15 protein-coding genes and 1 other RNA gene are annotated in these 13,505 nt (G+C 49.9%); 10 read left to right on the forward strand and 6 right to left on the reverse strand.

All coding sequences use genetic code 11. The annotated features are described in order from the left end of the window. Position 1: 1 nt before the first annotated feature. Complete coding sequence (locus ACI955_RS06265) at positions 2-1,045, reverse strand: trypsin-like peptidase domain-containing protein (protein WP_415242874.1); 1,044 nt, start codon at positions 1,043-1,045, stop codon at positions 2-4. Positions 1,046-1,150: 105 nt separating this feature from the next. Here ACI955_RS06265 and ACI955_RS06270 point away from each other — a divergent pair, with 105 nt between their 5' ends. Continuing rightward, the gene (locus ACI955_RS06270) at positions 1,151-1,912 is read left to right on the forward strand and encodes a Nif3-like dinuclear metal center hexameric protein (protein WP_415242875.1); all 762 of its coding nucleotides are present in this window, start codon (positions 1,151-1,153) and stop codon (positions 1,910-1,912) included. Between the two features lie 44 nt (positions 1,913-1,956). Here the strand turns inward: ACI955_RS06270 and ACI955_RS06275 are convergent, their stop codons facing one another. After that, positions 1,957-2,433: a YhcB family protein gene (locus tag ACI955_RS06275; RefSeq protein ID WP_415242876.1), complete on the reverse strand. Its 477-nt coding sequence runs from the start codon at positions 2,431-2,433 to the stop codon at positions 1,957-1,959. Between the two features lie 149 nt (positions 2,434-2,582). On the opposite strand from ACI955_RS06275, the gene zapE reads away from it, so the two are divergent. The 7 genes from zapE (at position 2,583) to ACI955_RS06310 (ending at position 8,703) form a co-directional block, all read left to right on the forward strand. Further along, positions 2,583-3,692 (forward strand): cell division protein ZapE, encoded by a 1,110-nt coding sequence (zapE, locus tag ACI955_RS06280; protein ID WP_415242877.1) that lies wholly within the window; start codon positions 2,583-2,585, stop codon positions 3,690-3,692. A gap of 107 nt (positions 3,693-3,799) precedes the next feature. Further along, entirely contained in the window at positions 3,800-4,228 is a 429-nt protein-coding gene (gene rplM, locus ACI955_RS06285) for a 50S ribosomal protein L13 (protein ID WP_415242878.1), read from the forward strand. Between the two features lie 12 nt (positions 4,229-4,240). Then, positions 4,241-4,633 carry a 30S ribosomal protein S9 gene (gene rpsI, locus ACI955_RS06290; RefSeq protein ID WP_415242879.1) on the forward strand — a complete coding sequence of 131 codons (393 nt, stop codon included), beginning with the start codon at positions 4,241-4,243 and terminating at the stop codon, positions 4,631-4,633. Between the two features lie 233 nt (positions 4,634-4,866). Beyond that, positions 4,867-5,463: a ubiquinol-cytochrome c reductase iron-sulfur subunit gene (petA, locus tag ACI955_RS06295; RefSeq protein WP_415242880.1), complete on the forward strand. Its 597-nt coding sequence runs from the start codon at positions 4,867-4,869 to the stop codon at positions 5,461-5,463. Continuing rightward, a complete protein-coding gene (locus ACI955_RS06300; protein WP_415242881.1) occupies positions 5,463-7,520 on the forward strand; it encodes a ubiquinol-cytochrome c reductase in 2,058 nt (685 codons plus the stop codon). Before petA ends, ACI955_RS06300 begins: the two co-directional genes overlap by 1 nt. Positions 7,521-7,631: 111 nt before the next feature. Further along, positions 7,632-8,279 (forward strand): stringent starvation protein SspA, encoded by a 648-nt coding sequence (gene sspA, locus ACI955_RS06305; protein WP_415242882.1) that lies wholly within the window; start codon positions 7,632-7,634, stop codon positions 8,277-8,279. Positions 8,280-8,298: 19 nt separating this feature from the next. Next, positions 8,299-8,703, forward strand: coding sequence for a ClpXP protease specificity-enhancing factor (locus ACI955_RS06310; protein ID WP_415242883.1), 405 nt, complete (start codon positions 8,299-8,301; stop codon positions 8,701-8,703). A gap of 47 nt (positions 8,704-8,750) precedes the next feature. On the opposite strand, the gene ACI955_RS06315 is transcribed toward ACI955_RS06310, so the two are convergent. Genes ACI955_RS06315 through ACI955_RS06330 form a run of 4 tightly spaced genes read right to left on the reverse strand, consistent with a single transcriptional unit; the run spans position 8,751 to position 12,200 of the window. Further along, a complete protein-coding gene (locus ACI955_RS06315; RefSeq protein WP_415242884.1) occupies positions 8,751-9,323 on the reverse strand; it encodes a BON domain-containing protein in 573 nt (190 codons plus the stop codon). Further along, a complete protein-coding gene (locus tag ACI955_RS06320; RefSeq protein WP_415242885.1) occupies positions 9,320-9,910 on the reverse strand; it encodes an SIS domain-containing protein in 591 nt (196 codons plus the stop codon). Before ACI955_RS06320 ends, ACI955_RS06315 begins: the two co-directional genes overlap by 4 nt. Positions 9,911-9,922: 12 nt before the next feature. Next, positions 9,923-10,297, reverse strand: a complete 375-nt coding sequence (locus tag ACI955_RS06325) for a YraN family protein (protein WP_415242886.1) — start codon at positions 10,295-10,297, stop codon at positions 9,923-9,925. Continuing rightward, positions 10,287-12,200, reverse strand: a complete 1,914-nt coding sequence (locus tag ACI955_RS06330) for a penicillin-binding protein activator (protein ID WP_415242887.1) — start codon at positions 12,198-12,200, stop codon at positions 10,287-10,289. Before ACI955_RS06330 ends, ACI955_RS06325 begins: the two co-directional genes overlap by 11 nt. Before the next feature lie 53 nt (positions 12,201-12,253). On the opposite strand from ACI955_RS06330, the gene rsmI reads away from it, so the two are divergent. Continuing rightward, the gene (gene rsmI, locus ACI955_RS06335) at positions 12,254-13,096 is read left to right on the forward strand and encodes a 16S rRNA (cytidine(1402)-2'-O)-methyltransferase (RefSeq protein ID WP_415242888.1); all 843 of its coding nucleotides are present in this window, start codon (positions 12,254-12,256) and stop codon (positions 13,094-13,096) included. A gap of 48 nt (positions 13,097-13,144) precedes the next feature. Continuing rightward, an RNA gene (rnpB, locus tag ACI955_RS06340) (RNase P RNA component class A) lies at positions 13,145-13,495 on the forward strand. Positions 13,496-13,505: the final 10 nt, after the last annotated feature.

Consider the following 13,505-nt stretch of genomic DNA (forward strand, 5'->3'; position numbering starts at 1 on the left):
TCTAGCTATTGGGCCGCATTGCTACTTCGGTTTCTATGATCATGGGTTCTTCGCCGCGCAGCAGGTTAATCTTGACCCTTTCGCCGGGGCGCGTGTAGGTAATAAGCTTCATCCCAGCGTGACCATCACCGACTTGCTCACCATTGATATTGATTAGAATGTCACCGATTTTTAAACCGGCTTTTTCCGCTGGGCCGCTGGAGGCTAGGGCGGTGATGATGACGCCATTTGTGCCAACGCCAACGGGTTGTACTTCTATTCCCAGCCAGCCGCGCAGTGGGCGTCCATAACTGATTAGGTCGCTCATGGTGCGCAGAGCAAGATCGGTCGGTATGGCCAGACCAATGCCTGTGGAGCCGCCACTCTGAGTGTAAATAGCGGTATTGATGCCAAGCAGGCGGCCTTTGGTGTCGATCAATGCGCCGCCTGAGTTACCGGGATTGATGGCTGCATCGGTTTGAATAAAGTTTTCAAACTGGCTTAAGCCGAGGCCATAGCGGCCGGTGGCGCTAACAATACCCTGGGTGACTGTTTGACCAAAACCGTAGGGATTGCCGATGGCAAGGACAATATTGCCGACGCGAACTTTTCCTGGGTCACCGATGGTAATACTGGTTAGGTTATCGAGATCTATTTTTAATACCGCAAGGTCGGTATCGGCATCACTACCAATCACGCTGGCTAAGGCTTGCCGGCCGTCATGCAATAATACAAGTATTTCATCGGCGCCTTTGATAACGTGGTAATTGGTGAGTAAGTAGCCGGCATCGCTGACAATAACACCTGACCCTAAGCTGCGCTCAAGTTGTTGTTTTACGCGGCCATTGCGGCTAAAAAAATGTTTAAAAAGAGGGTCGTCTGCCAGGGGGTGGCGCTGCTCGACAACTTTGGTAGTGTAGATGTTGGCGACGGCGGGGGCGGCGTGTTCAACGGCGTAGACATAGTCATTATCGCGCTGCCCTGGCAGATAGGCCAAGATGCAGAGTCCTAGCAAAATACCGCATACGGTGGGCCAGATTAGGGCTTTCAGGCTATTCCGTGTCAAGTGCCGGTCCTCGTTGGATATGGTTTTGGGGCGCGCTGGTTTCTAGCTTTAGTGGCTTACTAGCCTAGCACGAAAAGTAATTTTTCAGAATTATTGTGAGGGTTTATGACGGTTTCTCTTCAGGCTTTGGTCGCCGCCGCAGATGACATATTAGAGCCATCTTATTTTAGCGATTATTGTCCGAATGGCCTGCAGGTCGCTGGTAATGTAAATGTTGCGCGCATCGTGTCTGGGGTGACGGCATCTCAGGCATTAATTGAAGCTGCGATTGCCGAAAAAGCCGACGCTATTATTGTTCATCACGGTTATTTTTGGCGTGGTGAGGACCCCTGTATTGTCGGTATGAAGCGAAATAGGTTGGCTTTATTGCTGGCGAATAATATCAGTCTGATTGCCTACCATCTGCCTCTGGACGCGCACCCTGTGCTGGGTAATAACGCGCAATTGGCAAAGCGTCTAGGTATTGCGGTGGATGGCGGACTAGATCCCAATAATCCGCGCTCAGTGGGTAATGTAGGTAGCTTGGCTCAGGCAATGACTGCCACAGAGTTTGCAGGGCATGTCGAAGCGGTGTTGGGGCGAGCGCCACTATTGGAGCTTGGTCACAAACGCCCCATCAAGCGGATCGCATGGTGCACTGGTGGCGCGCAATCTTATATAGATAAGGCTGTAGCGGCGGGTGTGGACGCCTATTTGAGCGGTGAGGTTTCGGAGCCGACGATATTAGCTGCACGTGAATTGGGTATACACTACATTGCTGCTGGCCATCACGCCACTGAGCGCTATGGCGTGCAGGCTTTGGCGGAAACACTGGCTGAGAAATTTGGCCTCTACCATCGCTTTATAGATATTGATAATCCGGCCTGAGGATCTTGCCCGCCTTATATCCTTGCATGTCGCGTAGTGAAGGCTTAGACGTGGGGAGAAGCCGGGGATTCAATGTCATCTTGGCGTTTCTTTTCTGCGTCCATACCAAACTCTTCATGAAGCGCGCCTTTTTTACCGGGTTGACGCGGGGCGTAATCCAGTGGCGGTGCTGCCGGCGCTAGCTTGCTCGGCTTATTGTCCAGCACGGGTCGACCTTCTGGAATGGCTTGTAGCGGACTAATACCTGTGCTGTGCAGAGTCTGAGCGCCATCAACGATGTGGTTGTGAACGCTGCGATAGCTTTCTGCCAGCTCATTGAGTAGTTCGCCGGTACGGTCAAAGTGACTGCTGACCTGCTGCTGGTAATCTTGTTGCTGGCGCTGCATGTCATTGAACTGTTTTTCTAGCGCGACGCGGCTTTGCTGCTCTGGTTTCATTCGGCCAAGCATAAAATAGCCTATTGCGGCGCCGGTAAGAAGGCAGATAATAGCGACGGCGATCAGTGTATTAATATCTTGCACAGAGGTTCCTCCGATGAGTTGACGTGGTTGCCACTCGTTCACTTCATTATAACCGCAAGCAGGCTGGTGTTCAGTATTCCCGGATAAAAAATTGCCAATTTGGCTGTGGGTCGCTACAGTTGCGCCCGTCTTGAACGAGGCTAGAAGGAATGTCTACACCGATACAGCGCTATCAACACGATCTTACGCAGGCCGACTTTTCTTATGATCCGGCTCAGGAATATGCTGTTCAGTGTTTGCAGCGTTTATACGACGATTTACTTGCTCAGCCCTCGCAGGCTAGTAGTGGCTTTTTCGCGCGAGTGGGTTTAAGGCTTGCAGGTCGTAACCAGGTTGCGCCAGCCATTCGCGGCTTGTACTTTTGGGGTGGCGTGGGGCGGGGTAAGACCTATCTCATGGATACATTTTTCGACACCTTGCCTTTTGAGAATAAAATGCGCGCGCATTTTCATAGGTTTATGCAGCGTGTGCATCGCGAGTTAAAGTCGCTTTCAGGTGAAAAAAACCCTTTGGTTATCGTTGCCGATCGCATTGCTGACGAGGCTAGAGTTATTTGCTTTGATGAATTCTTTGTGTCGGATATTACCGATGCGATGATTTTGGCAGGTTTGTTCGACAGGCTATTTGCTCGGGGAGTTGTATTGGTGGCAACATCTAACATTGTCCCCGATGGCTTGTATAAAGACGGCCTACAGCGCGCTCGGTTTTTGCCTGCGATAGCCTTGATTAAGAAGCGCGTGGACGTGGTTAATGTCGATGGCGGTGTTGACTACCGATTGCGCGCGCTTGAGCAGGCTGAGCTTTATTATCATCCGCTGGGCGAATCTGCAGATCAGAGCTTAGCGCTTAGCTTTAAGCGTTTGGCTCCTGAGGCCGCGTCTGCCGACCAGCTACTTGATATTGAGGGTCGCCAGATTCAGGCACTGTTTGTCGCAGATGATGTGGCTTGGTTTGATTTTGCCGAGCTGTGCGACGGGCCGCGGAGTCAATATGACTACATTGAGCTGGCGAGGGTATTCCATGCGGTCCTCATTAGTAACGTTCCGCAGATGGGTGCGGGTCTCGAAGATCAGGCGCGGCGCTTTATTAATTTGATAGATGAGTTTTACGATCGCAACGTGAAACTGGTATTATCAGCTTCTGTGCCCCTAGAGAACCTGTATACGGGGGGGCGTTTAGAATTTGAATTTCAGCGTACCCAGAGCCGCTTGCTTGAAATGCAATCCCAAGATTATCTCGCCTGCGAGCATCGGCCTTAGGTCGTTGGTAATTATGACTTATAAAAGCAAGATTCCACTTGAAAAACCTTCGGCGCTTATGTAGTATTCGCGCTCTTTGTTCGGTACGGGCCCTATAGGCGAGAAACATGAAAACCTTAAGTGCAAAACCCAGTGACGTAATACATGACTGGTATGTGGTAGACGCCGCCGACAAAACATTGGGTCGTTTAGCCAGTGAAATTGCGCATAGATTGCGCGGTAAGCATAAAGCTGAATATACGCCTCATGTTGACACTGGCGACTATATCGTTGTTGTTAATGCGGAGAAAATCCGTGTTACTGGCAACAAAGCAACTGGCAAGATCTATCATCACCACACTGGTTACCCAGGTGGATTGAAGTCTATTAGCTTCGAAAAATTGATTGAGAAAGCCCCTGAGCGTGTGATCCAAGGTGCGGTAAAGGGTATGTTGCCCAAAAATCCGCTGGGTCGCGCAATGTTTAAAAAATTGAAAGTCTACGCTGGTACTGAGCATCCCCATACCGCTCAGCAACCAGTTGAACTGAATATCTAACGGAAGCGCAATATGTCAGCCAGCCAGTATTACGGCACAGGTCGCCGTAAAACCTCCTCAGCTCGTGTGTTCCTTAAATCAGGCACAGGTGCTATTTCAGTTAATGCTCGTACTCTCGATCAGTATTTTGGTCGCGAAGTTGCACGCATGATCGTTCGTCAGCCGCTTGAGCTGGTCGAAATGGCTGAAAAGTTTGATGTGACTGTAACGGTGAGCGGCGGTGGTAGTTTTGGCCAAGCTGGCGCGATTCGTCACGGTATTACTCGCGCTTTAATGGAATACGACGAAGGCTTGCGCAGTAGTTTGCGTAAAGCTGGCTACGTTACTCGCGATGCTCGCGAAGTTGAACGTAAGAAAGTCGGTCTACGTAAAGCTCGTAAGAAGCCGCAATTCTCCAAGCGTTAACCGCGACGGCCCTTTGGCCTGTGGAGATTGTCGTTACGGCACTCGGAAAACGCTCACGAGCTATTATGTGGGCGTTTTTTTTTGCTTGAGTAAAGGCCGTATATGGGCCTTGAAGTGCGTTAGTGTTGTCAGTTAGGGTCAGGTTTATTACTATTTGGCCCATTTGTAATTTTGGGCTTGCTACTGTGTGTGCGGGGCCGGTTCAAGTGTTCGTATATTATGGGGGAATCGTCATGAGTAATGACGGCATAAATACAGGGCGTCGACGTTTTCTGACGGCTGCAACATCAGTTGTGGGCGCGGCGGGCGCGGTCGGTATAGCGACACCGTTTGTGGGTTCTTGGAATCCCAGCGCTAAAGCCAAGGCCGCAGGCGCGCCAGTAAAAGCTGATATCGGCAAATTAGAGTCTGGTCAGATGGTCGTTGTTGAGTGGCGCGGTAAGCCAGTTTATGTGGTGCGTCGCACTGAAGAGCAGCTCGCTGGTTTAGCCCAGCTCGACCAGTATCTTAAAGATCCCGATTCTACTGGATCTGATCAACCAGCGTATGTCGATACCGCAAGTCGCGCTATTCGTCCAGAATATCTGGTGTTGGTTGGCCTGTGTACGCATCTAGGTTGTGCTCCTAAGCATATCCCGGAGGTCGGTGTTCCCGATTTAGGTGGTAAAGCGTGGCTTGGTGGTTTCTTCTGTCCTTGTCACGGTTCACGTTTTGATTTGGCGGGACGCGTTTATCAGGGTTCGCCAGCGTCTACAAACCTTATTGTTCCTCCGTATTCTTATGAGGGTAACAGTGTGCTTGTTATCGGTATTGATCAGGGGGCTGCGTAATGGTCAAAATGTTAGTGGGTTTGCGTGACTGGGTTGATGCCCGCCTGCCTATTATGCGTGCGTGGGATACCCATATGGGTAAATACTATGCGCCTAAAAACTTCAATTTCTGGTATTTCTTTGGTGTGCTGGCGCTGGTTGTACTGGTGAACCAGTTGTTAACCGGTGTCTGGTTGACCATGAGCTTTACCCCTAGCTCTGAAGAAGCTTTCCGTTCTGTTGAATACATCATGCGTGATGTTGAATACGGCTGGATTATTCGTTATATGCACTCCACCGGCGCTTCAGCGTTCTTTGTTGTTGTGTACTTGCATATGTTTCGTGGATTGCTATACGGCTCCTACAAAAAGCCCCGTGAATTGATTTGGGTTTTTGGAATGTTCATTTTCCTGGTGCTGATGGCTGAAGCCTTTGTAGGTTATGTGCTTCCGTGGGGTCAAATGTCGTACTGGGGCGCGCAGGTTATTATTTCGTTGTTTGGCGCTATTCCGGTTGTGGGCGAAGATATCGTGCAGTGGATTCGCGGTGACTTTCTGATTTCTGGTGTTACCCTGAACCGATTCTTCGCACTGCACGTTGTAGCGCTGCCGATTGTGTTAATTGCTTTGGTGGTATTGCATCTGCTTGCCTTGCACGAAGTGGGCTCTAATAATCCTGACGGTGTTGATATTAAGAAGCACAAGGATGCCAACGGTATTCCTTTGGATGGCGTTGCCTTCCACCCTTACTACACCGTTCATGATTTAACGGCGATCGCAGTGTTTTTGTTTGTATTCTGCGCCATACTTTTCTTTGGGCCAGAGATGGGTGGTTATTTCATTGAGCATGCTAACTTTGAAATTGCCGATGGTTTGAAGACACCCGCGCATATCGCGCCGGTATGGTATTTCACGCCGTTTTATTCGGTGTTGCGCGCGGTGCCTGATAAATTGCTCGGTTTTATCGCCTTCGGTTCTTCAGTTGCGATTCTCTTCTTGCTACCTTGGTTAGATCGCAGTCCAGTTAGGTCGATTCGCTATAAGGGAACTGCGAGCAAAGTCGCTATCTTAATTTTTGTCGCCTCGTTCTTGATTTTGGGTGTGCTAGGAGTAAAAGCACCCACCGAGGCGCGGACCTTGTTGGCTCGTATTTGCTCAGTCATTTATTTCGCCTTCTTCATCTTGATGCCATTTTGGACTAAATGGGAGGCGACTAAGCCGGAGCCAACCCGCACCACTGATAATGGTATGGGCTTCTGGAAGAGTATGCTGGTCTTGTTGACAGTGCTGGCACTGACTATATTACCATTAAAGGCGGCTGGGGCTGAATCAGCCTTCAACTGCGGCACGATGGAATGTGATCATATTGATACTGATGTTAGTGATCAGCCGTCGTTGCAAAGGGGTGTTGCGACCTATATGAATTACTGTATGGGTTGCCACTCACTTGAGTATGGTCGTTATCAGCGCACAGCAGAGGATCTCGGTATTCCGTTAGCATTGTTTGAATCAAATTTAAAGTTTGATGTTGATGCTAAAATTGGATCACTGATGACTAATTCTATTGCGGCTGACGATGCAAAAAAGTGGTTTGGTGCTGCACCGCCTGATTTGACTTTAGTTGCACGTGTGCGCGGCACCGATTGGCTTTATACCTACCTTCGTACATTTCATTCAGATCCTTCACGCCCCTGGGGCGTGAATAATAAAGTCTATAAAGATGTAGGTATGCCTCATGTTTTGGCAGAGTTGCAGGGTTTGCCTGAATGCGCGCCGGGCTCCGTTCGCGCGGACAATGGTGGCATATTGCGCGATCCATTAACGGGTGAGGATGTCTTGTTCGGCGAAGACGGTAAAGCCTTGAACCCATGTGGTTCTTTTACCTATTTGACCGCTGGGACCTTGAGTCCCGCTGAATATGATAAAGTAATCTATGATTTGGTTAATTTTCTAGATTACGTCGGTGAGCCTGCGCAGCTGAAAAGTAAACGTATAGGCGGATTTGTATTGCTGTTTATTGCCCTGTTCTTTATCTTCACGTATCTGTTGAATCGTGAATATTGGAAGGATGTGCACTAAAATTTTTCTACCTGCTTTTATAAATAAGTAAAAGCCTGTAAAAGTTGGCGGGCGGTTGCTGTTGAAAGTTGCCCGTTTGTTGTTTTAGTTTATTAATTTGAGGTGAGATCAATGGGCGTTGTAGCCAAGCGTTCTACCATGACGTTCTTTTCTGATGCAGCTAGTCATTACTGCCATCGGGTGAGAATTGTATTGGCCGAAAAAGGCGTGACTGTTGATATCGTCGATGTGAAGCCGGATAACCTGCCGGAAGAGGTCGCCGAATTAAATCCCTATAACTCCTTGCCGACTCTGGTGGATCGCGACTTGGCCTTGTATGAATCCAAGGTGATGATGGAGTATCTTGATGAGCGGTTTCCGCACCCACCGTTGCTGCCGGTTTATCCGGTTGCTCGCGGTGAGAGTCGTCAATATATCTACCGGATTGAGCGCGACTGGTGTCGCTTAGTTGATGAGTTGCTTGCAGGAACGAATCAGAAAAATGCTGATAAAGCGCGGAAAGAGTTGCGTGATAGTCTGTTGACTGTAGCACCGATTTTTTCTGAAAAGCCATATTTCATGAGTGAAGAGTTTACCTTAGTCGATTGCTGTTTAGCGCCTATCTTGTGGCGTTTACCGGAATTGGGTGTGGTTATTCCTCAAACTCGTCAGTCAAAGCCTTTGTTTGACTATATGGATCGTTTATTTGAGCGTCCATCGTTTCAGGAAAGTTTGACAGAAAAAGAGCGTGAACAACGTAGTGAGGCGTCAGTAGCTTAAGCCGCTGGTTGAGAACTGTATGGCAATGACTTCTAGTCGTCCCTATATGATCAGGGCAATCTACGAGTGGGTGGTGGAGAATAACTGCACACCCTACATTTTGGTGGATGCTATGCGTGAAGGTGTTTTTGTACCTCAGCAGTATGTACAAGATGGTCAGATTGTTTTGAATATAGCTCCATCTGCGGTAATGGGACTAAATGTTGGCAATGACATTGTGAGTTTTAATGGCCGCTTTGGTGGGATTTCTCAAGAGGTCAGTGCGCCAATTGGTGCAGTGTTGGGTGTTTACGCAAAAGAGAATGGCCAAGGCATGTTGTTTGATGCCGAAGAGCCCACTCTGCCACCGTCAGATCCCCGGCCCTCGGCTACATTGAGTAAGTTACCGTCCAAGCCTAAGCCCAGCCTCAAAGTAGTTAAGTAGATTACTTTGAGGTTTGCCAGCTGAACTTGCGGCAGTTTTACTAAGCCCTAGTAGTATTCAAATACCCGCACAACCTTTTGTACACCGCTGGTTTTACTGACTATTGTGGCGGCGGTGTCAGATTCTGCCTTAGATACCAAACCCATCAAATACACGATCCCGTTTTCAGTAACCACTTTGATTCTCGAGGCATCCAGCTGCTCGTTAAGGGAGAGACGACTTTTTACTTTCGTGCTTATCCAGGCGTCGTTGCTGCGGGCTAGCATGCTGACATCCGCGCCTGTTACCAATTCGTTATGGACTTTGCGAACCTTCTTGACGTCTGTCGCGACCTCACCTGCAAGCTGTCGTAAACGATCGTTGGGCGTGCTGCCGGTGAGCAGGACGATGCCATTGTGGCTGGTTGCGCTGATACGTGATGATTTGAGCGCTGGGTCGGTTTGATTGATGTTAACGAGAACCTTGGTTTCAATAATTTCGTCATCAACATAACTGCCTAGGCTTCGGCTTCCTGGGTCGTTAGCGATAGGCTCATCGGTGGTTGCAGTGATAATTTGAGTGCAAGCGCTTACCGCGATGGTAAGCGCTGCAGTGAGGCCGAGTCGTATAACGATGTTCATACGTGAGGTGTTCCAAATAGTTGAGTATCTATTAATTCGCAAATGCTATGTACTGCAACGAGCTGCATTTCAATGGCGCGGGCGCGGTCATCCACTGGAAAGGTAAGCTCTATGTCGTCGGGCAACAACAATGCGCTGGCATCACCGCCTTTCATATTACTTAGTGATATAACGCGCATATTACGCTCATGTGCCGCTTGTATGGCCCTAAGAGTGGCAGCTGCGCCGCCGCCATTGTAGCAAAGCACCAAGCAGTCTCCGGCTTGGCCTAAAGCACGTATTTGATTGGCATAAATGTCGTTGTAGCTTGAATCTGCGGCGATGGCGGTGGCAGCGTCTGAGCTAAGTACCATTGCCGGTAGGGCGGGCCTTTCGTGTTGAAAACTGTTGAGTAAATTGGTCGCCAAATGGTGGGCAATAAGCCCGCTATTGCCTTCGCCGCAGCAAATAATTTTATGCTCTTGCAGCATGCTAGCCACTAGGCACTCACTCGCTTGGGCAATGCCTTCGCCGAGGGCCTCCATGGTGTACATGCAGCTCTCTATGTGACGGTGAAATAGATCTACAACTTGCTCGGAATAGTCCACGGTAATTTTTTTTCACTCCTGAAAAGCGTCTGTTAGCCAATTAAAGCGAAACTTACCGCTTTCGTCCTTACCCACTTCAATGACATCAAAGCGACAGGGTAGTTCAGCGTATTCACCTCGGCTAAGGAAATGTTTCGCAGTGCGGATTATGCGCTGTTGTTTTTTGTTGTTCACGGTTTCCGCCGGGCTACCGAATGCGGTGCTTTGTCGATAGCGCACTTCTACAAAGATTAAGTGGCTATCCGACAGTGCAATAATATCAATTTCACCAAAGCGACTTCGGTAATTTTGATGAAGAATTTTTAGATTATTATCTTTTAGCAGACCGCGCGCACCGCGCTCAGCCTGAGCGCCGGCCTGCGCACTTTGCCGTCGTTTAAAAATCATTTTCCGTGTCTTGACTCGCTGCCCGCATTGGGTTGACTACGGCGACCCCGTCCTGAATTTCTGCCAAGGCGAGCTCGCGCTCAATTTGACCGAGTTCATTGAGAGTGAGTGTTCCGGTTTCACCGAAGACTTGTCCGCTCGCGCCACTTCTTAGCTGCTTTAGACGCAAGTGAAGTCTGAAGCTGTCTACGCCCAGCGCGTACATTCGCTGGTAGGCTGGGCTTGATGGTATACCGTCCCTGATATCTTTGCGGATTGCAGATTTGTCGTCAAAGATCCAGGGTATATCTATAAAGCGGACGCCGTTAATATCCTGATCTTTCTTGGGTGAGTTGCCGCCTGGGTAGATATGTGATGTTGCGTAAACAGGGATATCGCCCGCGTAGTGGTAAGCAAGTAGCGGTTTTATCGCTCGACCTTCATTTGGTCGCGCAAGCAGGAAAATAAAATCAATATCCGTGCGCCGATAAGGTTCGTAGTCGGGTCTTATGCCGATAATTTGCTGTAAGCGCTGCAAGCGGCGTTGGCTTTTGTCTATTTGTAAGGTGTTTTTGATCTGTTGAGAATAATTATTCTTGGTGGCATCAAAGGTCTGGGTCGCGACAATTTTGCCGTTTAAATCTTGCCAGCGCTGTGAAAATGCGACGGCGACCTTTTGACCCCAAGAGCCTTCCGGGGTAAGAATAAGTGCACGCTTATAGCCTTTGCTCATAGCAATGTTGGCTATTTGTTCTGCCTCGTCTTCCGGGTTGAGTCCAAATTGGTATAGACCACTGGGGAAGCGATCACCATCAATTCGGTTTAGCGCAAGCGTCGGTACGTTCATTGAAATAGGGTGGCTTGCGACTAGTGCACTCAGGTTTTCCTTTCTGAGGGGTCCGATAACCAGCTTGTTACCGCCATCTAATACTTCTCGATACAAAGTGTTGATGTCGACGGCGTTGCTGTCGTACTGATTGATTCTGGGGACGCTACCACCCTGATTAAGGGTCTCATAGTATGCGGCGAAAAAGCCGTCGCGGATGGCCTTACCATAAGCGGCGAGGCGACCTGTCACGGGAAGAATGAGGGCGACCTGATCGGGGCGCTCGACGATTAAATCATTGAGTCTGTCGAGTCCGCCGGGAAGTGCATTGCGAGCAGGGTGCTTGGGCCAGTTGCGCAGCCAGGCGTCTCGTTGGCGCACTTGCGCGTCGATATTGTTTTGATTGTCTTTGGCTATAGAGGCGAGTTCAAGCCAGCCGATATAGTCTTTATTGCTAGCGCTATTAATATTGTCGACAAGTAGGCCGGTTTGAATTTGCATCAGAGATGTCCAGATGGATTCCCTATTCACACTATGCTGGCCGGGGTTGAGTAATGGATCAATAAAGATACGTTCGCGGGCGGCGGATAGATGGTCACCCTCGATCTCATAGAGCGACGCCCTGAGCTGGCTGTACTGTATCTGCCTGTATACGGGGCTCTCTATTACCGCGTTTTCTATCAGTGGGTCAGATAGTTCCACAAGTGCCTGGCCAAACTCAGCGTGACCACGAGCAACCCGCGCGCGGATAATTGCCAAACGAAGAGCTTGGTCCGCGCTGAGCTCTGGTGCGATCAGCTCACCGACCACGTCGTCAGCGCGGGCCAGCTCACTTTCTCGCAGTAAGACCTCGGCGGCCCGTAATAGCAGCTCAGCAGATTCTTCGCCCTCCATTGTTTTCGCGTCAATAAGCCATCGTTCCACGATCGCCGCGGAAACTGTTGCGGGATTGAAATCGCGACTTGGCGCGGCGGGGCGAGCTTTAACGGTAAAGCTATCATCGCTACTTCCGGTGGATTTTGATGACGTTACGGGTGCGGAACTACAGCTCGCCAGTAAGATGGCGACGAGTATAAGTATAAAAGTGCTTGTCTTCATTGATTCGCCGTTGTTAGTCTGCGCGGTCATGGAAATTTGAGTGAGATTAGCCTGTGGATAATACCCCGACCCTCTACGTTGTTGCCACGCCGATAGGTAATTTATCGGATATGGTACCCCGAGCCATAGAGGTCCTACAAACAGTAGCGCTCATCGCGGCAGAAGATACCCGTCATAGTCGAACTTTATTGACTCATTTTGATATACGGACGCCACTTTGCGCATATCACGATCATAGTAATAGCTCAGAGCTTGAGCGCCTATTGGCGCATTTGCGCGAAGGCAAGAGTTTAGCGTTGATATCGGATGCTGGCACCCCTTTGGTGTCAGATCCGGGCTATCGCCTGGTTGATTTAGCCTTGAGGGAGGGGATTAAAGTGGTGCCGATACCGGGTGCCTGTGCAGTCATTGCCGCGCTTAGCGTTGCTGGGCTGCCATCTGATCGCTTTATGTTCGAGGGTTTTTTGCCAGCTAAGCAGCACGCCCGCTTAGGGGTGTTAACGGCTTTGCAGCGCGAGCGCAGAACAATGATTTTTTACGAGGCTCCGCACCGTGTGCGCGACAGCATAGCTGACATAAGCGCGGCAATGGGTGCAGAGCGGGTAGTGGTTTTGGCGCGTGAAATCACCAAGCTATTTGAAACCGTAAAGCGTTTGCCGGCATCAGAGTTGCTTGAATGGGTGAGCGCAGACAGGAATCAGCAGCGTGGTGAGTGTGTGTTGCTGATAGACGGTTTTAAGGGGGACGAGGGTATTCCGACCGGGGCTATTGAGGTGCTTAATATTCTGCGCGCAGATTTACCGCTGAAGCAGGCTGCGGCACTTTGCGCAAAAATCAGCGGCCTGAAAAAGAACCAGCTCTATCAATATGGCTTAGACTTCCCCTTGGCGGATTAGCCTTAATTAGCGCTTGCTAAACACCAGACTACTGGTTATTCTTACAGTTGAGTCGGCCAGACGATCGCTCTTCAGTTTACTGTTGGGAGGAAAGTCCGGGCTCCGCAGGGCAAGGCGCCAGGTAACTCCTGGGAGGTGCGAGCCTACGGAAAGTGCAACAGAAAATAAACCGCCTACGTAGCGCAAGCTGCCGGTAAGGTTGAAATGGTGCGGTAAGAGCGCACCGCGCGACTGGCAACAGTTCGTGGCATGGTAAACCCCGCCTGGAGCAAGGCCAAATAGGAATCCTTTGCTGTGGCCCACAGTGGATTCGGGTAGGCTGCTAGAGGCTTGCGGTGACGCAGGTCCCAGATGAATGGTCGTCCAAGACAGAACCCGGCTTATCGGCCGACTCAATTTCATTCCACTC

This window comes from Zhongshania sp. (assembly GCF_047636175.1).
In the GTDB taxonomy this organism is placed as follows: domain Bacteria; phylum Pseudomonadota; class Gammaproteobacteria; order Pseudomonadales; family Spongiibacteraceae; genus Spongiibacter.

What these genes read in the sequence shown, in the direction of transcription:
- ACI955_RS06270 (WP_415242875.1), top strand. Translation starts at nt 1,151, where the DNA reads ATGACGGTTTCTCTTCAGGCTTTGGTCGCCGCCGCAGATGACATATTA.
- zapE (WP_415242877.1), top strand. Translation starts at nt 2,583, where the DNA reads ATGTCTACACCGATACAGCGCTATCAACACGATCTTACGCAGGCCGAC.
- rplM (WP_415242878.1), top strand. Translation starts at nt 3,800, where the DNA reads ATGAAAACCTTAAGTGCAAAACCCAGTGACGTAATACATGACTGGTAT.
- rpsI (WP_415242879.1), top strand. Translation starts at nt 4,241, where the DNA reads ATGTCAGCCAGCCAGTATTACGGCACAGGTCGCCGTAAAACCTCCTCA.
- petA (WP_415242880.1), top strand. Translation starts at nt 4,867, where the DNA reads ATGAGTAATGACGGCATAAATACAGGGCGTCGACGTTTTCTGACGGCT.
- ACI955_RS06300 (WP_415242881.1), top strand. Translation starts at nt 5,463, where the DNA reads ATGGTCAAAATGTTAGTGGGTTTGCGTGACTGGGTTGATGCCCGCCTG.
- sspA (WP_415242882.1), top strand. Translation starts at nt 7,632, where the DNA reads ATGGGCGTTGTAGCCAAGCGTTCTACCATGACGTTCTTTTCTGATGCA.
- ACI955_RS06310 (WP_415242883.1), top strand. Translation starts at nt 8,299, where the DNA reads ATGGCAATGACTTCTAGTCGTCCCTATATGATCAGGGCAATCTACGAG.
- ACI955_RS06315 (WP_415242884.1), bottom strand. Translation starts at nt 9,323, where the DNA reads ATGAACATCGTTATACGACTCGGCCTCACTGCAGCGCTTACCATCGCG.
- ACI955_RS06325 (WP_415242886.1), bottom strand. Translation starts at nt 10,297, where the DNA reads ATGATTTTTAAACGACGGCAAAGTGCGCAGGCCGGCGCTCAGGCTGAG.
- ACI955_RS06330 (WP_415242887.1), bottom strand. Translation starts at nt 12,200, where the DNA reads ATGAAGACAAGCACTTTTATACTTATACTCGTCGCCATCTTACTGGCG.